This is a genomic window from Limnochorda pilosa, from assembly GCF_001544015.1.
GTDB classification, from domain to species: Bacteria; Bacillota; Limnochordia; order Limnochordales; family Limnochordaceae; genus Limnochorda; species Limnochorda pilosa.
Window position 1 is genome coordinate 371,844 of sequence record NZ_AP014924.1, and the last position, 23,314, is coordinate 395,157.

At 65.0% G+C, this 23,314-nt stretch carries 19 protein-coding genes and 1 tRNA gene; all 20 read left to right on the forward strand.

The features are described from left to right. Window positions 1–586 precede the first annotated feature (586 nt). The 20 genes from LIP_RS01710 (at window position 587) to LIP_RS01805 (ending at window position 23,261) form a co-directional block, all read left to right on the forward strand. Window positions 587–1,495 carry a bifunctional UDP-sugar hydrolase/5'-nucleotidase gene (locus LIP_RS01710; protein ID WP_144440271.1) on the forward strand — a complete coding sequence of 303 codons (909 nt, stop codon included), beginning with the start codon at window positions 587–589 and terminating at the stop codon, window positions 1,493–1,495. Window positions 1,496–1,532: 37 nt separating this feature from the next. Next, a tRNA-Sec gene (locus LIP_RS18720) sits at window positions 1,533–1,631 on the forward strand. 23 nt (window positions 1,632–1,654) lie between these two features. Further along, on the forward strand, window positions 1,655–3,619 hold the full coding sequence (selB, locus tag LIP_RS01715) for a selenocysteine-specific translation elongation factor (protein ID WP_082725719.1): 1,965 nt from the start codon (window positions 1,655–1,657) through the stop codon (window positions 3,617–3,619). Between the two features lie 58 nt (window positions 3,620–3,677). After that, the gene (locus LIP_RS01725; RefSeq protein ID WP_273701381.1) at window positions 3,678–5,411 is read left to right on the forward strand and encodes a UGSC family (seleno)protein; all 1,734 of its coding nucleotides are present in this window, start codon (window positions 3,678–3,680) and stop codon (window positions 5,409–5,411) included. Between the two features lie 177 nt (window positions 5,412–5,588). Next, window positions 5,589–7,310 (forward strand): UGSC family (seleno)protein, encoded by a 1,722-nt coding sequence (locus LIP_RS01735; protein ID WP_273701361.1) that lies wholly within the window; start codon window positions 5,589–5,591, stop codon window positions 7,308–7,310. Window positions 7,311–7,638: 328 nt separating this feature from the next. Beyond that, the gene (locus LIP_RS01740; RefSeq protein ID WP_068133509.1) at window positions 7,639–8,844 is read left to right on the forward strand and encodes a hypothetical protein; all 1,206 of its coding nucleotides are present in this window, start codon (window positions 7,639–7,641) and stop codon (window positions 8,842–8,844) included. A gap of 181 nt (window positions 8,845–9,025) precedes the next feature. Next, entirely contained in the window at window positions 9,026–9,496 is a 471-nt protein-coding gene (locus tag LIP_RS01745) for a rhodanese-like domain-containing protein (protein ID WP_158509520.1), read from the forward strand. Between the two features lie 190 nt (window positions 9,497–9,686). Then, entirely contained in the window at window positions 9,687–10,043 is a 357-nt protein-coding gene (locus LIP_RS01750) for a hypothetical protein (protein ID WP_144440276.1), read from the forward strand. An 18-nt stretch (window positions 10,044–10,061) separates the two neighbouring features. Next, entirely contained in the window at window positions 10,062–11,426 is a 1,365-nt protein-coding gene (locus LIP_RS01755) for a hypothetical protein (protein WP_068133517.1), read from the forward strand. A gap of 171 nt (window positions 11,427–11,597) precedes the next feature. Next, window positions 11,598–12,935, forward strand: a complete 1,338-nt coding sequence (locus LIP_RS01760) for a cytochrome c3 family protein (protein ID WP_068133519.1) — start codon at window positions 11,598–11,600, stop codon at window positions 12,933–12,935. Next, on the forward strand, window positions 12,935–13,963 hold the full coding sequence (locus LIP_RS01765) for a cytochrome b/b6 domain-containing protein (RefSeq protein WP_068133525.1): 1,029 nt from the start codon (window positions 12,935–12,937) through the stop codon (window positions 13,961–13,963). The genes LIP_RS01760 and LIP_RS01765 overlap by 1 nt, the downstream gene beginning before the upstream one ends. Before the next feature lie 112 nt (window positions 13,964–14,075). Then, window positions 14,076–15,200, forward strand: a complete 1,125-nt coding sequence (gene yedE, locus LIP_RS01770) for a YedE family putative selenium transporter (RefSeq protein ID WP_068141343.1) — start codon at window positions 14,076–14,078, stop codon at window positions 15,198–15,200. A 34-nt stretch (window positions 15,201–15,234) separates the two neighbouring features. Continuing rightward, complete coding sequence (locus LIP_RS01775) at window positions 15,235–15,453, forward strand: sulfurtransferase TusA family protein (protein ID WP_068133529.1); 219 nt, start codon at window positions 15,235–15,237, stop codon at window positions 15,451–15,453. Window positions 15,454–15,458: 5 nt separating this feature from the next. Beyond that, complete coding sequence (locus LIP_RS01780) at window positions 15,459–16,604, forward strand: aminotransferase class V-fold PLP-dependent enzyme (RefSeq protein ID WP_068141348.1); 1,146 nt, start codon at window positions 15,459–15,461, stop codon at window positions 16,602–16,604. Then, complete coding sequence (locus LIP_RS20270; protein ID WP_082725720.1) at window positions 16,601–16,873, forward strand: DUF3343 domain-containing protein; 273 nt, start codon at window positions 16,601–16,603, stop codon at window positions 16,871–16,873. The genes LIP_RS01780 and LIP_RS20270 overlap by 4 nt, the downstream gene beginning before the upstream one ends. Before the next feature lie 218 nt (window positions 16,874–17,091). Next, the gene (locus tag LIP_RS01785) at window positions 17,092–17,946 is read left to right on the forward strand and encodes a dimethyl sulfoxide reductase anchor subunit family protein (protein ID WP_144440278.1); all 855 of its coding nucleotides are present in this window, start codon (window positions 17,092–17,094) and stop codon (window positions 17,944–17,946) included. A gap of 138 nt (window positions 17,947–18,084) precedes the next feature. Continuing rightward, complete coding sequence (locus tag LIP_RS01790) at window positions 18,085–20,688, forward strand: molybdopterin-dependent oxidoreductase (protein WP_068133533.1); 2,604 nt, start codon at window positions 18,085–18,087, stop codon at window positions 20,686–20,688. A 14-nt stretch (window positions 20,689–20,702) separates the two neighbouring features. Further along, window positions 20,703–21,251, forward strand: a complete 549-nt coding sequence (locus tag LIP_RS01795) for a DMSO/selenate family reductase complex B subunit (RefSeq protein ID WP_068133536.1) — start codon at window positions 20,703–20,705, stop codon at window positions 21,249–21,251. Window positions 21,252–21,613: 362 nt separating this feature from the next. Beyond that, complete coding sequence (locus LIP_RS01800) at window positions 21,614–22,465, forward strand: dimethyl sulfoxide reductase anchor subunit family protein (protein ID WP_068133540.1); 852 nt, start codon at window positions 21,614–21,616, stop codon at window positions 22,463–22,465. A 94-nt stretch (window positions 22,466–22,559) separates the two neighbouring features. Beyond that, window positions 22,560–23,261, forward strand: a complete 702-nt coding sequence (locus LIP_RS01805; protein ID WP_068133543.1) for a TorD/DmsD family molecular chaperone — start codon at window positions 22,560–22,562, stop codon at window positions 23,259–23,261. The last annotated feature ends 53 nt before the right edge of the window (window positions 23,262–23,314 follow it).

Genomic DNA, 23,314 nt, shown 5'->3' on the forward strand with positions numbered 1-23,314 from the left:
GACTCTCGGGGTCCGTGAAGTTTCGCCGAGCCTTCGGCGCGGGCGTTGCCTTCATGGATCCTTCCGCCATCGCTCCGGATCGCTTCGAGCCGCTGCTTCGGGGTGCGCAGGCAGGTACGTGTGTCGAGAGGGTGAGGAATCTAGCGCATGTGCGCGCAAAGCGGCCGTCATCTGTGGGCAAGCCAAATGCAACGGTGCGGTAATTGGAAGATTGAGGGTGCTGCGCTATACTCGCCACGCACGCGCGATGGCGGAATGCCACTTGTGAAGAATAGAACGTCGAGTCAGCAAGAGAGCGTCCATTCAAGAGAGCGTGCAGGAGGGCAACGATGACCGTCGGGTAGCGCCAGGGTTTGGATGAGCCCGGGGCAGCTGCTAGGAATGGGGGTCAGCTCGATCCGGTGGATAGGCGTCCGAGTCCGGTGAACCCCCGGGGGGAACGTTGGCGTGCATGGGGCGGGGAAGCACCGTCATGTCGCTGATCATGACTCGAACAACCATCATCCTGGCTTAAGAGAAGGAGTGGCGAACCAGCGTGGACGCTCGTCCGTTATCCAGTAGATCATGGCTGGCGGGTCGTCGGGGTATGGCCGTCCTCTCGGTTGCACTCTGTCTCCTGGCGTTTCCGGAGCCGGATGCTGGGGCTCAGGGAGCGGTGCTTGTCGGGACAGTGGCCGTCGGAGGACAGGTGGAACCGTATCAAAGTATGTCTGGTGACGAGCTCGGTGGGTTGGCCCACCGTATCGGGTACCTGAATGCGCTCGCGAACGCGGGTTCGAAGCCTCTCTTCGTCGACGCGGGGGGCGGGTTCTTTGCGGATGCAACAGTGGCCCAACTCACGCCCGACCCGTCCATCATGACGGCCATGTTCATCGCGAAGATGTACGAGGAGATGCGAGCGGTGGCCGTCAATGTGGGACCCTCGGACTTGGCGTTCGGGCTTGACTTCTTGGAGGAGCTCGTGGCCACCTACGAGACGCCGTTCGTTTCGGCCAACCTGACGTCGACGTCAGGGACCGCTGTCTTCGATCCTTATCGGATGGTTTCCGTGGACGGTGTCAACGTCCTCGTGACCGGACTGTGGACCAGCACGGAAGGGTCAGCGATTTCGCGGGCCACGGGCTACCAGGCCGTGGTGCAAGATCCTGCTCGGGCACTGCGGTCTGTCATCCAGTCGGCAGGAGGACAGGCGGACTGGATCGTTCTCATGTCACAACTGTCACCCAGCGAGGAGCTCTCGATCGCGCAGGCGTTTCCCACCGTTGACCTCATCCTGAGCGCACCGAGTGGCGGGAGCGATCCGGGTGAGGAGTCCGTCGGCGACGTCAGGATCCTCAGGATTCCACCTCGGGGCGGCGCCGTCGGTACCTTCGATCTGGAAGAGGAGCGCGGCGAGATCGTATGGCTGGATACAGCCGAGGTTGCCGCGGACCCGGAGTCGGCGCGTACCGTCGAGGAATTCCTGGTGGAGCTCCACGAGAAGTGCGGGTGTTGAGTGAGTCGGGGGAGGATGGGTTGCTGGCGCGGTGCAGGGAGGTGGATGAGTCCCGGTGGGCTCCCCGGTCCTCAAAACCGGTGGCGCGCCGCTGCGAGCGGGGCGCGGTGGGTTCGACTCCCACGCACTTCCGCCAACTCTTAAGGACGGGGTACGCGGATGCAGACTCTGTGCACGGCGGGACACATCGATCATGGAAAGTCCGCCCTCGTGAGGGCGTTGACCGGGATCGATCCCGATCGCCTTCGAGAAGAGAAGGAACGGGGCCTGACCATCGATCTCGGATTCGCCTGGCTTACGCTGCCAAGCGGGCGGACGGTGAACGTGATCGACGTCCCTGGACATGAGGATCTCATCAGAAACATGCTGGCCGGGGTCAGTGCGGTTGACGCGGTGCTTCTCGTCGTGGCCGCGGACGACGGCGTCATGCCCCAAACGCGGGAGCACCTGGCCATCATGGGCCTGGCGGGTGTCTCAAGCGGCGTCGTGGCCCTGAACAAGATCGACGTGATGGACGATCAGGAGTGGATCGACCTTGTGGAGGCGGACGTGAAGGAGGCTTTAGCCGGTACGCACTTGGCGTCCGCCGAGGTGGTACCGGTGTCGGCCCGCTCGGGCAAGGGTCTGGAGCGCCTTCGCGCGACCCTTGACGAGACGCTCGCCAGGGTGAAGGCGCGCGAGGACCTGGCACACCCGCGGCTTCCCATCGATCGAGTCTTCAGTATCTCCGGGTTCGGGACGGTGGTGACGGGTACCCTAGTCGATGGGAGCATTTATCTGGGCCAGGAGCTGATGGTCTTCCCCGACAAGGGTACGGTCCGAGTAAGAGGGCTCCAGGTTCACGGGAATCCGGTCGATCGCGCGGAGCCGGGCACACGCGTTGCAGTGAACCTGCACGGAGGTACGAGCACCTTGCACCGCGGCACGGTCCTGGCCGAAGCCGACGCGCTCGAACCCGCGTACGTGGTGCACGCCCGGGTTCGAATGCTCGGTGACCTGTCCCATGCTCTGCGTCACAATGAGGTGGTCGAGTGCTACTGGGGAACGGCGCGCACCATGGCCCGTGCCAGGCTTATTGAGGGGGATGAGCTGGAGCCGGGGAAGGAGGGGTGGGTTGAGTTCCGCTTCGCTCAACCGGTGAGCATGCTCCGGAACGACCGGTTCATCATTCGCCACCCTTCCTTAGGTGTGACCCTGGGCGGGGGGCGAGTGGCCGATCCGCGAGCTGCTCGACACTCGGGCCGGCGCAAGCGAGTTCTCGCTTCAGTTGAGCGGCTGAACGACGGGGGGCCACGTTCCGTCGTGAAGGCGGTTTTGTCAGACCTCGAACCCTGCCCGGCCGCTACCGTCATCCGAGAGAGCGCGCTTCCTCGTAAGGTAGCCGACCTTGCGTTGCAGCAGCTTCTCGACTCGGGAGAGGTGCTTTCTCTCGCGACGATCGGGGGGAAACAGCAGGAGCCGCAACCCGCGGCGTTGCTCGTGAGCCCGACAGGTTGGGCCCGCATTACGGAGCGGCTGCGCGATGCTCTACACGCATACCATCTCGAAAAGCCGTTGCGGCGGGGCATGCCGCGAGAGCAGTTGCGCCACCGTATGCGGATGGACCCTCCGACGTTCAACGCCGTGCTCGGCGCGGCGGCGCGCGAGGGTCTGGCGGTGTCGCTCGGGCCGGTAGTCTCCCTGACCGAGCACGATGTGCGCTTCACGCCAGAGCAGGAGCAACGCATTGATGGGTTGAAGCGCAGGCTCCGAGAAACCCGCAATGCACCGCCCTCGCGCGCCGAGATGGAGGCCGCGGTCGGCCCGGACGTTTTCGAGGCCTTGGTCGAGCAAAGGTTCCTGATCAAGGTGGCCGACGATCTGTACTATCCGAGCGACGTCTACGATCGGATTGTGAACGAGCTCGTTCAGTTCATCCGCGAGAACGGACGCATATCCGTGGCGCAAGTGCGCGACCTCTTCGGGATCAGCCGAAAGTACGTCATCCCGCTCCTGCAGCACTGCGACGACCTACACCTGACGCGGCGGATCGGCGATGACCGCGTGCTCTTCGGATGTGCGCCGGAGCCTGGTGAGCGTGCTCCTGGAAGAGAAGGCATGCATCAGGAGGTGATCACGCCCTGAGTGGACCGGGATCCCAGAACGCAGAGTGACCCAAGTCAGACAGATGAGGAGGAAGACCGTGCGACACACACTTGCATGGCGGATGGTCATCGTGTGGGTGGCGCTGGCTGTGACTACGGTGCCGGTCGCTTTCGCGGCGGGCGGCGCGGACGTGCAGACGTGGCAACTCGTCAGTCCTGAAGGTGTCGTCGTGGTGGAACCGGTCGAGGCAAATCCGCATCCGACCACCTTGGAAGGCAGGACGATCGCCCTGTTCTGGAACGGGAAGCACAATGGCGACCTGTTCCTCACCCGAGTAGGCGAGCTTCTGATGGAGCAGGTGGAAGGCGTCGAGATCATCAGGATCTGGGAGAATCACCCAGAGACGGCGGGCATCTCGGGATCTGTGGACAAGAGTAAGGCGAAGGCGGCGATCGTGGCCGGCTACAAGCCCGACCTCGTCATCGCCTCACAGTGCGATTGAGGGTCCTGCACGTCGTGGCTTGTCCACGACCAGGTCGAAATCGAGAAGCTGGGCATCCCGACCGTTACCATCAGCACGACAGAGTTCGACGGGCTGGCGCTTAATTCCGCCCGCAGTTTCGGCGTAACCGACATGGCACGCGTCGTTGTGCCGCACCCCATGGGAATGATCAAGCCGGACGAGATCAGGGCCAAGGCGGATGCCGCATTCGCAGAGATCCTGAATGTGGCCACCGGGTGGCAGCCGAGCGCGGCGCAAGTGGCCGCCGCGGCACCGCCCTATCCGGCGCCCGTGATCAGGTTCACCGGCACCGATGAAGACGTCAACGAGCTCTTCTTCCGCAATGGCTGGTCTGTGGGCCTGCCCATCATCCCGCCGACGCCCGAGCGGGTGCAGGCCATGCTGAAGGGCACCAGTCACCGCCCCGACGAGGTCATCGGCATGATGACGCCCCGTATGGGTGCCGTCACGGTGGAACTGGTGGCAGTACACGCGGTGATGGCGGGCTGCAAGCCGGACCAGATGCCCGTGCTGCTCGCCGCCGTCGAGGCGCTGGTCGACCCAAGCTATCGAGGGCCTACCACAACGACCAACCCGACCGCGCCGCTGGTCGTCGTCAACGGTCCGATTGTGGACGAGGTAGGCATTGCGTATGGGCAGGGGGCGGCTGGGCCATCCCAGCAGGCCAACGTCTGCCTCGGCCATGCGATCAACCTCATCGGCGACGTCATCGGCGGTTCAAGGCCGCCTGAGCCCGACAAGACGACCCTGGGCTGGCCTGGCAATACGGTGGCCATGGTGATCGCCGAGAACGAACAGGCTAATCCCTGGGGCCCTCTGCACGTGGAGCGGGGCTTCAACCCGGGCGATAGCATCGTCACTGTGATGACCGGGGCTGAGATTCCGGCCAACATCAATGACCACAACAGTATCACCGGAGAGGACTTGCTGCGAGTCATTGCGCACAGTATGGACCGGGCTGGGCAAAACACCCGCTGCTTCTCCGACTCCGATGTACTCGTGATTCTGAGCCCCGAGCACGCAGCGACCATCTTCAGCGACGGCTGGAAGAGCAAGGACGAGATGCGGCGGTTCTTGTGGGAGAACTCGAAGGTGCCCTTCGAAGCCATGCCAGGGGCAGGGGCCATTTGCAAACCCCCGCGCTGGTTTGGCAGCCCCGGGCCAGGTGACATGATCCCCATCGTCTCAAGTCCGGAGCGCATCCAGCTCATCGTGAGCGGCGGTGCCGGCAAGCACAGTGTCTACGTCTCCTCCTTCGGCGCCCAGACGCCGCGGCTGATCAGCGTGTCGGCGGACAAGTGGCGGTAACGACGGTGTGAAAGGGTGGCCGCTCGGCCCGCTCAGGGCCGAGCGGCCGTCCAGATCTCGGACATCCAGCGCTGCTGGCGGAAGCCAAGGTGTAGCGGACGACTGCTCGCCCAGCGGACTCGGATCGCCGGTGAGCATGGAAGCGCTGCACGGACGACAGAAGGGGGCTGGGACGGGATGAAAGGGCAATGCTGGTGCATCGTGATCTGCTCGCTCGTAGTCGCCTTGGTCGGCGCCGTAAGTGCAGGCCCGATCGTCGCACAGGAGGCCCAGAAGTGGGAATTGGTCAACCCGGAGGGCGTTGCATGGGTTGAACCAGTGAAGATCGCGGAGCGAGTCGACTCGCTGGAAGGCAAGACCGTCGTGCTGTTCTGGAACGGGAAGCACAACGGCAACAACTTCCTCGACCGGCTGGCTGAACGGCTGGATGCCCAAGTGGAGGGGGTGCGTGTCCTCAAGTCGTGGGAGGAACCGCTCAACGTCCCACCCGGACAAAACGTCGCGGCCCAGATGATCGAAGCATGGCAGCGAGTAGGGATCAAACCGGATCTGGTGATCGCCTCCCAGGCCGATTGAGGGTCCTGCACGTCGTGGCTTGTCCACGACCAGATTGAGTTCGAAAAGCTGGGTGTACCGACTGTCACCGTTACCACGACGGAGTTTGAAGGATTGGCCCGGTCCACCGCGGCCAGCTTCGGTGCCGCGGACCTGTGCTTCGTCGTCCTACCTCATCCCATGGGCGGCATCAAACGGGAGGCCATCCGCGCCCAGGCCGACAACGCCTTTGAAGCCGTCGTGCGAGCCGCGGTGGACTGGAGGCCGTCCGCTGCCCAGATGGCTTCACGAAGGGGAGCATACCCCTCAGAGCACTTCACCTTCCAAGGCAGCCTCGATGACGTGATCGCCCTCTACTCTGGCAACGGGTGGAGCGACGGGCTGCCCATCATTCCGCCGACGCCGGACCGGGTGGCAGCCATGCTGAAGGGGACGCACCGATCCCCAGACACGGTGATCGGCACGGTTCCGCCTCGCATGGGCATGCTCACCGTCGAGCTGGCCGCGGTCCACGCTGTGATGGCCGGTGCTCGCCCAGAGCATTTTCCGCTCATCCTGGCGGCGGCCGATGCATTGCTGGACCCACGACACGACTTTCGTTCAGCAACCACCACCACCAACCCCTGCGCCATCTTCATTCTGGTCACCGGGCCAGCGGTGCAGGAGATCGGGGTTCAGTACGCTGAAGGCGCGCTGGCGCCGGGTCCGTTCAGTGGGCCGAACGCGACCGTCGGGCGCGCGATCAACCTCATCATGGACGTGGTGGGTGGATCGAAGCCGCCGTCGCCTGACAAATCAACCCTCGGCTCGCCCGCCAGCTACACGATGGTATTGGGAGAGAACGTGGACGCGACCCCGTGGAAGACGGTCAACGAGCAACTGGGGTTCGACCGTGATGCCAATTTGGTGACCGTCTTCGAGATGCGCAGCTTCGTCAACTTCAACCTGCATAACCCCAACACCGCGGAAGGGCTGCTCGATCCTATGGCGGCTACGATCGGTCCGGTGGCAGGTCTGGCTGAGAACGCGTTCGAATGCGGGCGCGGTCCTGCCAAGGTACTGGCATTGAGCCCAGAGCATGCGGCGACCATCGCTGGGGAGGGGTGGACCGAAGCGGATGTGAAGGCCTACCTGCACGAGCATGCAAGCATCTCGATGGAGCGGTACCTCGTGCGTAACAACGGTGTGGAACCCGACTGTCGGCAGGATGAGGCCGAACCGTCAGTCTTGGCGGAGCCTGGCAACGTCCTAGTGGTCGTGGCGGGCGGTCCGGGCAAGCACTCGGTCTATCTGGAGACCACCCGGTACGCGCCCGTCTCCAAGTCCCTGGAGGCGTGGAGATAGACGGATGGCGGCGGTTGGGGTTGAGCGCGTCCCGGCAGTTGCAGGCTGCTCGAAACACGCCGCTTGTGCGATGGGGGCTTGAGGGTTGAGCAGTGAAGCGAGGGCAACCGCCGGGACGAGAGGAGGGATGGCGGGGGGTGATCGCCCCCCGCCGATATTCGTGCCGAGCTGCAACAGTCGGATCCGGAGGATGAGCCGCCTGATGACGCGGACAAGGATCGCACTCGCAGCGTGCATGGCCGCGGCTCTCCTTGAAGCCGCGGTGGTCTCGGGCTCTAGCGGCACTGACGTCGCAGGGGAACGCTCCGTCGGACAGGAGTCGCACGAGGTGTGGATCTACAATCCTGCCGGTATCCGTCCGGACGGTCAGTACGTGGATGAACTGCTCTCGGCCACGATGCGGGAGATGGGGCTGTCGAAGCCGCCAATGGCAGGGCAGTTTCCCAAGGCACGCGTCGAGCGAATGACCGTGGAGTCGGACGTCCTGGACGAGGTCAACCGACTGTTCTACGAGCGTGGCTGGTCGGATGGTCTACCCATCGTGCCCCCCACGGCGCAACGCGTCGCCGAGATGCTCAGAGGGGCCGATCTTTCCCCAGATGTCGTCGTGGCTACCCTTCCTCCGATGGGGGGGCAGGCGACCATCGAGAAGATCGCGGTCAACGCGGTCATGGCCGGCTGCCGGCCCGTCGACATGCCCCTCCTCATCGCAGCCACCGAAGCCCTTGCCGATCCCGCTTTCGACCTCCGAGGCCTGGCTACCACAACCAGCCCCGACACGCCCATGGTCATCGTGAGCGGGCCCATCGTGTCGCAGCTCGGGCTCAACGCCGGCACCAACGCATTGGGAAGAGGATGGCGGGGGAACGCGGTCGTAGGTCGAGCGCTGCACTTGATCGTTCAAAACATAGGTGGAAGCTGGCCGGGCGTCACCGATCTGTCGTGCTTGGGCTATCCTGGGGATTTCACGATGGTCTTGGCCGAGAACGCCGAGGCGAGCCCCTGGGCCCCCTTCCACACAGATCTGGGGTTCAGCAAGCGCGCCAACGTGGTCAGCGTCGTCGGCGCTGAAGGGACCCACAACATCCTGGGGATCGGTCAGGGCACCCGCGGCTTCATGAAGCTGGTGGCCGCCCACCTTGCTGGCATGGATCGCCCCATCCGCTCGGTGGTCGTACTGATCGTCGCCCAGGACACCGCCCAACAGCTCGCCGAAGAGGGATGGACCCCCAAGAGCATGCGGGCGTTCATCCAGGACAACGCTGCGATTCCGTTTTACGTCTACAAGGAGCGTTTCATAGACACAGGGATGGCACGGCGGGTGCCGGATTGGGTTCACCAGACCCAATCGCCCGACGAGCTGATTCCGACTCCCCTCATTGAGCAAATGCTGATCCTGGTTTCAGGAGGGCCGGGTGAGAAGAGCATGGTCGTTCCAGGATGGCCGGCTGGTTCGATGGTGAGCCGGGAGATACGACTGCCCTGGAATTGGGACGAGCTGGTCGAAGCCTATGTGCCAGACTACGATCGATAGATGAACCGTCGAGTCGACGAAGGGACTCGCTGGCTCATCGCCGCGCGGGCCGCGTCGTAGCCGGGATTGGATCAGCAAACTGAAGCGACTCCGCGAGCATCGGGCAATCGGCGTGCAAGCTGGCATTGATACACTAGGCATTGTGGGAAGGGAACTTCACGCGAACGGGGTGATGTTTGGTATGCAAGGATTCGCAGTGCGGCGGCAGATGTTGAGCCGTCTGGGCGTCGCATCCTTCGTGCTGTTGCTGGGAGGCCTCCTCCTGGCGCGGGGGGCATCGGCGCAAGCTTTTCAGATGATCTCGGCCCAAGATCTGAGGTCGCTGATCGATGGGCCCGAGGCTCCGGTCGTGTTGGACGTACGGCTGGCCGACGAGGTTTCGGTACTGGGCAAGATCCCGGAGGCGACGGTCGTCTCCCTGAACGACCTCATGCTTCAAGTGTCCTCCGTTGTGCCCGACCAGGGCGCAACTGTCGTCATCTACGCGGCAAGCGACGCCACGGCGAAGATGGCCGCGTTGGCCCTCACCCAACTCCTCGGTTACACCGACGTACGGTTTCTCGAGGGAGGCTTCGACGCCTGGGACCTATCGGGATACCCCGTGGAACCGTGGGAGGGTCCTCAGGCGGCACCCATTCCCGGAGGCTGCTAACCACGAGAGGATAGGATCAGGCGTGACCGAGCGACGGGGCTGGTCGCTCCCGATGGGAGCGGCCAGTCTCCTCCATCGGGAAACGCGGGTGGAGCGGCATGGAGTGGAGATACGCTCTATGGATATGTGGGTAAGAAGGAGGTTCGCCCAAGTGCACGGTGCGCGTGGTTGGCGGAGATGGAGCATGCTCTTGGCCGTCGTCATGTCGTGGTCGTTGGCTGCGGCCATCAGCCCTACGGCCTCAGCTGCCGTTCAGTTCTCGGTGTTGAATCCATCGGCCGAAATCGAAATCACCCATCCGATCGCTGCCCGACCGGGAGACCTCAACGGCAAGAGGATCGGCCTCTGGGCTTCGTCCGCCGATCCAATCTACGGGTACGGTGCCGCGTTCCTCGAGAGCCTCGGCGAAGCTCTTCAGGAGCGGTACCCAGACATTGCGTTGATCCCGCCGGCGGAGTTCCCAACGGACTACCACATGCAGGACGAACTCTTCGCAGCGATCGAGGCCCACGGCGTGGAGGCCGTCATCGGCGGGGTGGGCGGCTGAGGCGGGTGCAATCGGGCGATGGGTCTCATCGCCGTCGAGCTCGAAAAGGCGGGTATCCCGACCACGTTCGTGCTGTTCGAGGACCAGGAAGCGACCTTTCTTGCTCAGGCAGGCTTGAACGGCCAAGGTGTGCTGCCCGCCGTGACCGTGCCGGCAGCTGAACTGACGGAAGAAGCGCGCGCTCGGCAAGCCGGACGTGAAGTCGTGGATGACGTAGTGAACGGGCTTACCCGAGGCATCCCACCCTATCTGGAACGCAACGAGAATAGGCTGATTCCGTCTCCTTCGGTCTTGACGTTTAGGGGCGAAGACTACGGCGGGGCCTATCAGGCCTTCATGGAGACGTTCACCGAGAGGCGTTGGGGGGACGGCCTGCCTTTGATCCCACCGACACCGGAGCGGGTGGAATGGGTCCTCGAGGGGACCGATCGCACGCCGGGCACCGTCCTTGGCGCCATGGGGCCCAGCATGGGAGAGGTCACGGTGCGTCAGCTGGCCATCAACGCGGCCATGGCAGGAGCTCGACCCGAGCACCTGCCGGTCATCATCGCGGCCATGGAGGCCATCACCGCCTACCCTTACGACTACCATGCGCCTCTGGCTCGCGGTGTGGCGCCACTGGTGATCGTGAACGGGCCGATCGTGGATCAACTGGGGATCAACCACGCACAGAACGAGCTGGGGCCCCACCCGGGCTATCCGGCCGGGGCCGTGATCGGTCGGGCCATCAACCTTGCCATGCGCAATCTCGGCGGGTTTGGCCGAGGGTACGTTCCACCCGCCCAGCACGGGCAACCAGGAACGTACACGGGCCTCGTCATCGGTGAGGCAGAGGACGTGGTGCCCTGGACACCCCTCAACGTGGAACTGGGCTTTGAGCGGGGAACGAATACGGTGACGGTCCTCGGTGTGTCTGGAACCGTCGGCGTTCCTGGACCCAACCCGGAGCACGCGGCGGCCTTCGTGCCCCCGAGTATCCCATTCTGGCCGTCAACGCGGTTCGCGTGGCAACGTTCCACCGTCGGCGTCCTCCTGGTCACGCCTTTGCAGGCGCGGCGTTTCTTCGGCCAAGGGCGGTCCAAGCAGGACATCAAGGAGGTTCTGTACACCTACGCCCGGACCCCTCGTGACGAATTCGAGCGGACGTGGCAACTCGATGAGTTCGAACCGACCGGATTCATTGGGTGGCTCCTCCGGACCACTCCCGAAGACGAGCCCATTCCGATCGCTGCTGGCCCCGACAGCTTCCTCGTGGTCACAGCCGGCGGGTGGGACAGCTCGGTCGCGTTCTCGTGGCTGTTCACAGACCTCTATATGAACGTTCCAACAACCAAGGTGGTGCACCTTCCACAGGACTGGGAGGACCTCTTGAGCGAGCGGTAGGGCAGGGAAGGGGATCGATCTGTGACGGGACGGTATCGTGAGCCACGACGACACAGCAGCACCGTGCTGATGTTGATCGTCCTTCTGGGAGCGAGCCAGGCAGTTCGGGCATCGGCGTCCAGTGCTGACCCGGTTCCCTCGCACGCACGGGGGGCCCTGGAGAGTTGCGAGATGTGCCACTTCAGCCGCCAGCGCCTTATCCAGACGGCGGACTCGCCTGAGGAGGCGGAGGCGGTCTGGGTGGATCAGAGGGCCTTTCTCATGGCGAGGCATCCCTTTCAATGTGTCGTCTGTCACGGAGGGGTGTCGCCGGCAAGCGGGAAGGAGATGGCCCACGAAGGGCTCATTGAGGACCCGGGAGCACCGGAGGTGCTGGGCCAGTCGTGCGGGCAGGAGAAGTGCCATCCAGAGATAGCCGAAACCTACCCCACTTCCCTTCACGCTACCGTTCAGGGTCTCAAGAACGGGGCTTATGAGGTGTTGCCCCCCGAGGAGGCGGAGCGGGTTGTCTCCGGCCGGTGCAATACGTGCCACGCAGGGTGTTCGGATTGCCACCTCGCTGAGGGCGACGGGAACCTGCGCGTGGCCAGCCACGACTTCAGCGCGACGAACGGCTCGGACGTCTGCATCCGCTGCCATCAGGAAACGGGAACGGGCTTCGAAGGGGCCGAGGGCTTCTTCGGCCCCAGCGTCCACGCCTCGGCTGGGCTGGAGTGCACCGATTGCCACCGGGGGTCGGAGGTACACGGCACGGGGGAGGCTCTGAGCAACCTCCGTCAGGCCATCGCGATCTCGTGCACGGACTGCCATCGGCAACCAGGTACCGTGGTACGCGGTCTCGAAGTACCCCAGTACCAGACCGGCGGTGAGAACGTCTCCCACGCTCTCCACGAAGAGAGCCTGGACTGCACCGCGTGTCACATCGAGTGGAACTACAACTGCTACGGCTGCCATGGCTACGACGAGGCGGCCCAACCCAAGGGCTACCAGAGCTTCGATACCGAGGTGCACCTCGCGGTGGACCCGGCGAAGGACAAGGTGGCAACGGTGGTCCACGCCCCCATGAGTCGCACCGTCGGCGGCCGGGAGTACGCATACGGCGCGTGGGCGTTCAAGAACCGCCATGCACTCCAAGTGGCCCCTCGTTCGTGCGAGGAGTGCCATGCTGACGGTTCCATCTTCATCGACAGCCGGTGGCGGCGAGCCCCCTTCGTGGGGACCTTCTCAGGCGCTGAATTCGTCGCGGACGAGACCGTCGACGCGATCCGAGTCTCCCGAGAGGCGGCGCTGGCTCTGGCGGCCTGGTTCATGCCGGAGCGAGACCAGGCGACAGCCCAAGCTGCCCAGGTCAGTCTGGATGGGGTGGAGGAAGGGGATCACGTGGCCGTCCGGTGGGCCCTGTGGTTCTATCGGGTACTGATTCCCCTGGTCATCGGAGGCTTCATCCTGCTCATCGTCCTGGACGTGCGAAGGCGCTCGCTGCACCGGCGGGAGGGGAGGGCTTCCTGATGGATCAGAGGCAGAGGCATGCAGCTGGGTCCAACGAGATCAAGGGGGGGCACGGCGCACCTCCCGACCGCCACCTGCGGTTCGACGTCCCGACGCGCATCCAGCACTGGGTGATGGTGAGCGCATTCGTCGTCCTGTCCGTGACCGGCTTGCCGCAGATGTTCTCCGGCTCCGGGACCGGTGGGGCCCTGTTGGGGTGGCTGGGCGGGCAAAGCAGTGTCCGGGCGATTCACCGCGGGGCCGCCGTCGTCTTCATGGCGGTGTTCGTGTGTCATGTCCTGGAACGGGTCTACCGAGTGCTGGTGCAGGGACGGCCCTTCCGCATCCTGCCGGGGCCGCAAGACGTACGTGACCTCATCGACGAGATCCGCTACGATCTGGGCCTGCGGGCGGAGCGCCCCCGTTATGGGCGGTTCAGTTACGCTGAGAAGGTGGAGTACTGGTCCCTCATCTGGGGTGCGGTGATCATGGGGGCGAGCGGCCTGCTTCTCTGGAACGGGGCGGCCACCGCCGTACTGACGCAGCCAGTTGTCGTTGCGGTGGCCCGAGTCGTGCACGGCTGGGAGGCGGTGCTGGCCGTCCTGGCCATCGTCATCTGGCACGTCTACCATGTCCACGTGCGACACGTAAACCGGAGCATGTTCACAGGCTACCTGACCCGGGAGGAGATGCTCGAGGAGCACCCGCGCGAGCTTGAGGAGGCAGGCGAGACTCCTCCGGTGGTCATGGGGTGGCGGCGGTCTGTTCGCCTGGCAGGGGCCCTGCTCTCGACGGGGCTCGTGGTCTGCTTCGTGGTGGCGGCGGGCTGGTGGATGAGTCTGGATCCATCAGGGTTGGTGCCTCCCGAGGAGGCGCGGGGGACGGTCCTGGCAGCAACGCCCAGGGCGTGGGGGCCGTCCGTACCCCACGACGTAAGCACCCGTCCCGGCTGCGGGGGCTGCCACGGAACCAGGGCAGCCTGGCCGGGACCCGGCTTCACAGCCCAGCTACCGGCCGAGACGTGCCTCTCCTGCCACGCCCAGCAGTAGGCGGGCGACAGTGAGCGAACCGAGACGATCCGGGACCGAGGGCTCGCAGGACCCTCTCGGGCCTGGGCCTGATCCTGGAGGTGGAACACCTGTGAAGAAGTACCTGACGGAAATGCTCACCTGGCCTGTCCTGACGGGTCTCGTCGTCGGCGTTCTGGCTCCCGTTCTCGTGAAGCTGGGGAATCCCCACAACATGGGCGTCTGCGTGGCCTGCTTCACCCGGGACATCGCCGGGGCCCTGGGGTTCCACCGGACCGGGAGCGTCCAGTACCTCCGCCCGGAGATCATGGGGATCGTCCTGGGTTCCTTGGCGGCTGGCCTGGTGTTTCGCGAGTTCCGCCCTCGAACCGGTTCCGCCCCCTTGGTCCGGTTCGTCTTGGGGTTCTTCGCCATGATCGGTGCCTTGGTCTTCCTGGGCTGCCCGTGGCGGGCCTACCTCCGGCTGAGCGGCGGCGACTGGAACGCGCTCTATGGGATACTGGGGCTGGCGGCGGGGATCGGCGCCGGGGTGGGTTTCCTCAAGTCCGGGTTCAGCCTTGGGCGAAGCAGGCCGGCTGCACCCGCCCTCGGTTGGATGATGCCAGCAATCATGGTGGGTCTGCTGCTCTTGGCGGTCCTCGCGCCGCAGTCAGGCCTCGCTGCGGACGGAAGCCCCACAGGTCCCGTCTTCTTCTCTACCCAGGGCCCGGGGAGCCAGCATGCACCCTGGCTGAGCTCCCTGGGAGTGGGGCTCCTCCTTGGCTTCCTGGCCCAGCGCAGCAGATTCTGCACCGTGGGTGCGCTGCGTGACGTGATGCTCTTCAGGGAGACGCATCTCTTAGGGGGAATCGTCGCGCTGATGGCCGCTGCCTTCGTGACGAACGTAGTCCTGGGCGAATTCCATGCCGGTTTTGAGAACCAGCCGGTGGCTCATTCGAACGTGCTCTGGAACGTCGGGGGCATGGTGCTGGCCGGTCTCGCCTTCACCCTGGCAGGTGGCTGTCCGGGCCGGCAACTGATTCTGTCGGGCGAAGGGGACGGGGACGCGGCACTCTTCGTCCTCGGGATGCTTGCGGGGGCCGGAGCGGCGCACAACTTCAACATGGCCAGTTCCCCGGCCGGTCCCGGTGCGTACGGGCCCGCAGCGACCCTGGTGGGCTTGGTGATCTGCACGGTGCTCGGATTCACGATGCGCGAGGTGCCTGAGCAGAGGGCCAGCGCTACAGGATGGGGTGCGGCGAGCCAGGTCAGCAAGTAGGTGACCTTCACGACCGATTGAAGGAGGACGCGACGTGGATGATGCGGTGTTGGACGCCCGGGGGCTCTCCTGCCCGGAACCGGCCCTTCGAACCGTTGAGCTGCTGGAGCGGTCACACGGCGGGACGGTGATCGTCCTGGTAGACTCGGTCAACTCCCGGGACAACGTGGCCCGTACCGCGGCCTTGCACGGCTGGCAGTCCACGGTGGTCGAGTTGGCGGGCGGAGACTATCAGGTGGTCCTTCGCAAGTGATCTACATGGACCATGCAGCGACCTCGTGGCCCAAGCCCCCTGAGGTCCTCAAGGCGATGATACAGTACCTGGAAGAGTCTGGCGGCAATCCGGGGCGCTCAGGGCATCGTCTCTCGGTCGCCGCGGGCCGGATCATCTACGAGACTCGGGAAGCAGTGGCCGAGTTGCTGGGCGTGCGTGATCCCCTGCGGGTCATCTTCACGCTCAATGCGACGCACGCGATCAACCTGGTCCTGAGAGCCACGCTCCGTCCAGGAGATCGTGTGGTCGTTACGGGTATGGAGCACAATGCGGTGATGAGGCCCCTGCGGGCCATGGCGGTCAAGCACGGGATTCAGGTCGTGGTAGCGCCGGCCCAATCCGACGGGAGCACCGATGTGGCACAGGTGGGACCACTGCTGCAGCCGAAAGCCCGCCTTCTGGTGGCTGCTCATGCGAGCAACGTCACTGGGACTCTCGCGCCGATGGAAGAGCTCTCCCGCCTCGCGCACGCCGCGGGGGCGTTGGTCTTGGCGGACGCTGCGCAGACCGTGGGTGCGGTTCCCATCGGAATAGGGCACATGGGGGCGGACTTCCTCGTCTTCAGTGGCCACAAGGGCCTTCTGGGACCACCTGGCACGGGCGGGGTCGCCCTGGGCGACGGGGTGGATGCCACAGCCCTCGAGCCGCTGATCCTTGGTGGAACGGGGAGCCGCTCCGAATCTGAGGAGCCGCCCGCCCACCTCCCGGACCGGTTCGAGGTCGGGACGCCCAACGGTGTCGGACTGGCCGGGTTGGGGGCCGGGGTACGCTGGGTGCAGAGCCACGGGGTGGAGGAGCTTCGCGCGCGGGAGATGAGCCTGCGCAGACAACTCGTCGAAGGGCTCAAGACGTTGCGCGGGGTCGTCGTTCACGGACCGCGCAATCCCGCAGATGCCACGGCGGTGGTTTCGTTCACCGTGCTGGGTCGCTCGGTGTCCGAGATCGGATCACAGCTTGACGAACGTTTCGGGATCCTGTGCAGGGTGGGTCTCCACTGCGCGCCGCGCGCCCACCGAAGCATTGGAACCTATCCAGAGGGTACAGTCCGACTTTCGCCGGGCCCGTTCATCGAACCTGCGGACATTGACGCGGTGCTCTCTGCGCTGAGACAGGTGGTGGCACGTTCATGAATCCACAGGGTGTCGTCCTCTTCCATACCAGTTCGTCCGCATTCCGAGCAGAGAAGATTCTCTTGCGGGATGGGCTCCGCTGCAAGCTCATACCCACACCCCGGGAGATGTCCAGTGACTGCGGAATAGCGCTGTGGTTTGCAGGCGTTCGGCCCGATCATGTGGCCGGCCTGCTGGATTCGGCGAACGTGGAGGTTGCGGCGATCCACGGGACAGGTGGAACGCGGGGCAGAGTCCAACGGATCTCTCGGCCTGAGAACGGTTCTTAGATTCTTCGCTGGAGCCCCCGGTAGTGCATGGGCTGACTGTCCCGAGGATAGGTGACGAAGATCCCGTTGAAATGGCCTCTGACGGAGGCGTAGGATTGGGGCCAAGACACGGCCCGCGAATCGCGGACGGACTCCATTCTGGTTCACACTCGAAACAAAGGGCGTGACCTAGCCAGCCAGTCCTGCGGCCGCGGGATCGACGTACAGGGGGGAGTCGTTTGGATCTGCGAGAATGGGCGTTGATTCTGTTTACCGTTCTCATGCAGGCATGTGTCGGTTCCTTTCTCTTGACGGTCTGGTTCGACCAACGAACGAACGATTCTGCTGCCCGCAAAGCCTACCAGAGTCTCAACCTCTTCCTCATACCGGTGGCCGTCGTGGCCCTCGCCGCTTCCCTCGGCCATCTGGGCCGGCCTCTCCAAGCTCTCAGCTCACTCTCGAACCTGGGCAGCAGCTGGTTGTCTCGCGAGATCTTCTTCACGGGCGCCTTTTCGGTGCTCTTGGTACTGGCGGCCTTGCTGAAGGGCAACCCCGGTGCACGCCGGATCGTTGCGTGGCTTGCGGCGCTGGCGGGCGTGGCCGGGGTGGTCAGCATGGCGATGATCTACAACCAAACGATGAAGCCGGCCTGGCAAGGGTTCGGCACGTTCGTGGCTTTCGCGGCCACCACGCTCTTCCTGGGCGCCGCTCTGGCTGCAGCCATGCTCGCAGGACTTGGCCGGACGTACCAGGATCAGACCCGGGATCTTAAGGACTTGGCGTGGGTCGCCGTGGGCGTCGCTCTCCTTGAGGTGGTGGCCGTTCCTCTCCAGATGGCCGGCCTGGCAGGGGGTGACTCGGCAGCCCAGGCGACGGCTGGCCTCTTGGCTGGCCCATACGCCTCTTTGCTGGTGCTTCGCTGGGTGCTGGCGATCCTCGGCGGGGTGCTGGCCCTGGTGCTCGCCCTGCGCCGGCTGTCCCTGCAGCAGATCCCGTCGGGGTTGCTCTACACGGCGGGCGTGGCCATCTTGGCCGGTGAGCTCCTCGGACGGTATCTCTTCTACGCGACCGCCGTGTCCATCGGCATCGGGTGAGGCAGAGGGAGCCGGAGGAGTCGTTCCGCCCCGGTGGGCGGGGCTGGATCGCTAGCCTCGGAAGTACGGGCTCGTGACGGGGAACCATCCCCACGAGGCCGACGATCACATCGCCCTCGAACTGTGGAGGTGTAAGCGATGCAGGGTTCGCAGACCAACATGCTCGACCCCAGGCTGAACCGACGGTCACTCCTGAAGTGGACTGCGGCCGCGGCCGGCGGGCTTGCCATCGGCGGCCGGGGCTTCGGCTTGGTACAGGCCGACCCGGCCCGCGTTGCCGCCCAGGGCGGCACCAGGACCGAGGGCGGCAGGTGGGTGGCGGTTGCTTGCTGGCACAACTGCGGGGGCCGGTGCCTCAACAAGGCGCTGGTGGTGGACGGCGTCGTGGTGCGGCAGAAGACGGACGACACCCACCCCGACACCCCCGACTTCCCGCAGCAGCGGGGCTGCGCCCGCGGCCGCTCCCAGCGCCAACAGGTGTTGGGCGCAGACCGCCTGAAGTACCCGATGAAGCGGAAGCACTGGGAGCCCGGCGGCGGCAACAAGGAGCTGCGGGGCAAGGACGAGTGGGTCCGAATCTCCTGGGAAGAAGCATTGGACATCGTCGCCAGTGAGATCAAGCGGGTCAAGGAGCAGTATGGCAACAAGTCGATCATCATGCCCCGTAGGGGCAGCAAGCTGATCAACGCCCTGGGCGGCGGTCTGGAGAGCTGGGGCGTTACGTCCGACGGGGCCTGGCCCGCGGTGACCGCACACATGGTCGGCTCCCAACCGGTCAACGACCGTTTGGACTGGCGGAATGCCAAGCTGCTGGTCCTCTGGGGTGCGAACCCCGCCTGGTCCAGCGCCGGCAACCCGGCCTACAACCTGCTGCAGGTCAAGAAGGCAGGCGCCAAGATCATCTGCGTCGACCCGATGTACTCGGCCACGGCCCAGGCCCTGGCCGACGAGTGGATCCCGGTCCGGCCGGGCACCGATGCGGCCCTCCTGATCGGCATGGCCTACCACATGATCACCAACAACCTGCAGGACCAGGCCTTCCTGGACAAGTACACCGTCGGCTTCGACCGGGACCACATGCCGGAGGGCGCCGATCCGAAGGAGAACTTCAAGGACTACGTACTGGGTACCTATGACGGCGTCCCCAAGACGCCGGAGTGGGCCTCTGAGATCTGTGGCATCGACCCCCGGACCATCCGTTTCTTCGCCCAGGAGCTCGCCACCACCAAGCCGGCGATCATGTCCTCCTCGTCGGCGCCAGCCCGGACGTCGCTGGGTCAGCAGTTCTGCCAGGCCTTCCTGACCGTCGGCTGGATGACCGGGAATGTGGGCATCTCCGGCGGGGGCGTCTGGCAGTCCTACCATACCAACGCGAGCTACTCCAGCCAGAGCCTGGTCCGCTCCGGGGGCACCGGTGCAGGCAACATCCCGAACCCGCTCTTCCCTTACGGCACCTACGGTTTCTCCAGCCCGGAGAAGAGCGACTGGTACGGCATGGCGCACGAGGAGATGTACAGCGCCATCATCAACGGTGAGTACACCCGGGGTGTGAACGGCAAGGAGAAATGCGACATCCGGCTGCTCTACTGCATCCGAGACAGCAACGGCGGCAACTTCCTCAATCAAGAAGCGGGTATCAACGAGGGCATCGAGGCGATGCGGAAGCTGGACTTCATCGTCACCAGCGACATCGTCCTCTCCACCGTCTCCAAGTACGCCGATGTGGTCCTGCCCGAGTGCACCTGGTGGGAGAAGGCGGGCACCACGCTGTCCGGCAACCCCGAGGCGATCTTCGTCTTCGGAAAGGTGATCGAACCTCTCTATGAGGCTCGGGACGGGATGTGGATCGAGCGCGAACTGGCCAAGCGTCTGGGCCTCGATCCAGATGAGGTTCACCCGCTCTCCCGGGAGCAGCAGTTCTTCAATCAAATCGCCGGCGCGAGGGTGATGAAGCCCGACGGCTCGGGCTGGGAGCCGCTGGTCACCATCACCGAGCAGGATATCACCGCGCTCGGCGTGGAAGGCAAGCCCCAGCAGGGCCGCGTCTCCTTGCAGGAGTTCAGGGAGCGCGGGGTCTACCAGGTCGAGCGGAAGCCTGGCGATGCGTTCTCCGGGTTCATCGCCCACAAAGCTTTCCGGGACGATCCCGAGAAGAACCCCCTGCCGACCCGCAGCGGCAAGCTGGAGATCCACTGCCAGGCGCTCTCCGAGAAGATCGCCGCCTATGGGTTCACCACGTGCCCGCCCATCGCCATGTACCGGCCGCCCGTGGACGGGTACGAGGCGACTTTCAAGGACTTCGAGCACAAGGTCAAGGGCGACTACCCGCTGCAGCTCTTCACCCCGCACTACCCGCGTCGTTCCCATTCGGTCTTCGACAACATCAGGCAGCTGCGGGAGGCCTTCCCGCAGGAGTGCTGGATGAACCCCGTGGATGCCGAGCCCCGTGGCATCGTCACCGGTGACACGATCAAGATCACCTCGAAGTGCGGGACCGTCATCCGGCCGGTGGAGGTCACGGAGCGGGTGGTGCCCGGCACCGTGGCGCTCGGTGAGGGCGCCTGGGTCGAAAGGGATGATGAGACCGGCATCGACAAGGCCGGCGCCACCAACTCTCTCACCAGGAGCCTTCTTACCGGCCAGGGCGAAGAACCGTGGAACACAGTGAACTGCCAGGTGGAAAAGTGGACCGGCGAGCCTCTGGCTCCTGACGTCACCTGGCCGCAGCGGATTGTCTTCTGAGGAGGCGGACGACGGTGGCACAGAAGGGGTTTTACTTCAACGCTACGGTCTGCATCGGGTGCAAGACCTGCCAGATCGCCTGCAAGGACAAGAACGACAATCCGGTGGGCGTCCTGTTTCGCCAGGTCCACACCTTCGAAGGCGGCAGATTCCCCCGGCCCTGGATCTACTTCCTCTCCATGGCCTGCATGCACTGTGAGAATCCGCCGTGCGTCAGGAACTGCCCCACCGGAGCGCTGACCAAGCGGCCCGACGGTCTGGTGGTGCTGGACAAGGATCAGTGCATCGGCTGCCGGTACTGCACCTGGTCGTGCCCCTATGGTGCGCCGCAGTACATCGAAGCCGAGGGTCGCGTGGGCAAGTGCGACGGCTGCGCCGACCTGGTCGATCAGGGGCTCAACCCGGCCTGCGTCGACGCCTGCGTCATGCGTGCCATCGAATTCGGCGACATCGATGAGCTGCGCCGCAAGCACGGGGGCACCGACCGGGTGAAGGGGCTGCCTGATCCGGCGCTCACCCGCCCCGCGGTGACCGTCACGCCGAAGGCGGAGGCCGCCATCTGAACGCCTTGCCCGCTGCAGGAGGGGATCTGGATGCGGGTCGAGACAGGCGGCAAGAACCTGTCCACCCACCGGAACCCCTCCTGCCCAAGGGCAAGCCCTACCGGGTCCTCCACGACATGATGAGAGGCGATACCGTGTTTCCAATGCACCGAATCCCTGGGACCCGTCATGGCCCGTCATGAGCGGATTGTGCCGGGGTAATGGTGACGATGGTCCCGTTGAAGTGATCCTCGAAAGCCGCATAGAATGGGAGTTGGAGAAACGGCCGCAAGCGATGCTGATTCCCCCGCCCCGCCCCATCGGCCGAGGAGCCGGAACAGCCGCTCTCGCGGCCGTGGGAGCGACAGGCGGGAGGGATTCGCTTGGAACTGCGAGAATGGGCCCTGGTTCTCTTTACCGTCCTCATGCAAGCGTGTGTGGGAGCCTTTCTCTTCATGGTCTGGTTTGACCAGCGCACCAACGACGCTGCTGCAAGGCGAACCTACCAGCGCGTCCACAGCGTGCTCATACCGGTCGCCGTCGTGGCCCTCATCGCTTCCCTGGGCCACCTGGGCCGGCCCCTTCAGGCTCTCTCGTCTCTTGGAAACCTGGGCAGCAGCTGGTTGTCCCGTGAAATCTTCTTCACGGGCGGTTTCGCGGGGCTCCTGGTGCTGGCGGCGTTCCTAAAGAGCGGCGGTGCCCGCCGTATCATCTCGTGGCTGGCGGCCCTGTCGGGCGTGGCCGCAGTCATCAGCATGGCCATGATCTACGACAGCTCGATCCTACCTGCCTGGCAGGGCTTCGGAACCTTCGTGGCCTTCGGGGGTACGGCCCTCTTCCTGGGTGCCGTGCTCGCAGCGGCCCTGCTGACCGGGCTGGGGCAGACGTATCAGGATCGCCTCCGGGATCTCAGGGACCTGGCCTGGGTCGCGGTGGCTGTGGCCTTGGTTGAGCTGGTCGCTGTGCCCCTCCAGATGGCAGGCCTGGCGGGTGGCGATGCAGCCGCCCAGACGACGGCGGGCCTCCTGGCCGGTCCGTACGCCTCGCTGCTCGTGCTGCGGTGGGTCCTGGCCATCTTCGGCGGCGTGGTCGGCCTGCTCCTCGTCCTTTGGCGGCTCGCTACGCAGCAGATCCCGGCGGGACTGCTCTACGTGGCAGGGAGCGCCATTCTCGCCGGCGAGCTGGTCGGGCGGTATCTCTTCTACGCGACCGCGGTCTCCATCGGTATCGGGTGAAAGAGCGAATCGCGCACGAGACGAGGGGAGTCGACAGCGCCTCTGGCGCCTTCAGCGTCGGCGGTGCATCAACCCTCGGGGAGGGGTGGGGCCTGTGACGCAACGCGTGGATATCAGCGTGAACGGCATGGTTGAGGTGATGGAGGCACGCGAGGTGGCCTACAGCCTCCTGGCGCGGCTCTTCCTGGAGGAGCCCGACGAGGGATTCATCCGGGAACTGAGCCGCCGGGGCGCCTTCGACACCTTCCTCTTCGCGGAGGAAAGCGATGCCGTCGAGGTCGCGGCACGCCGCGTCGCGAGCGCCCTCTCCGAGCTCGAATCGCTGGGAGACGAGGGCTTCCAGGCGGTGCGGTGGGACTACACCCGGCTCTTCGTCGGGCCCGAACGGCTGCCGGCGCCGCCGTGGGAGTCCGCCTACCTGACGGAGGAGCGCCTCCTCTTCCAGGAATCGACCCTCGAGGTCCGGCGGGCGTACGGGAAGTACGGGCTCGTCACACGGAACTACCCTCACGAGGCCGACGATCACCTGGGCTTCGAGCTGGAGTTCATGGCCCACCTCAGTCGCTTGGCGCGTGAGGGTGTTGCAAAGCCGACGGAGGCGGGTCGCCCGGCACCGGAACAGGTCCTGGCAGACCAGGCCGCCTTCTTGCGGGAGCACCTTCAACGCTGGGTTCCGGCCTTCGCCGCGGACGTGGAAGCCCGGGCATCCACGGTGTTCTATCGGGGCCTGGCGTGCCTGCTGAAGAGCTTTCTCCAAGCTGACGCGGCCTTCATTCAAGATATGCAGAGCATGTGACGCCACCATTTGAGATCGGTGGAGGTGCAAGGGCATGGAAGGTTCCCAGACGA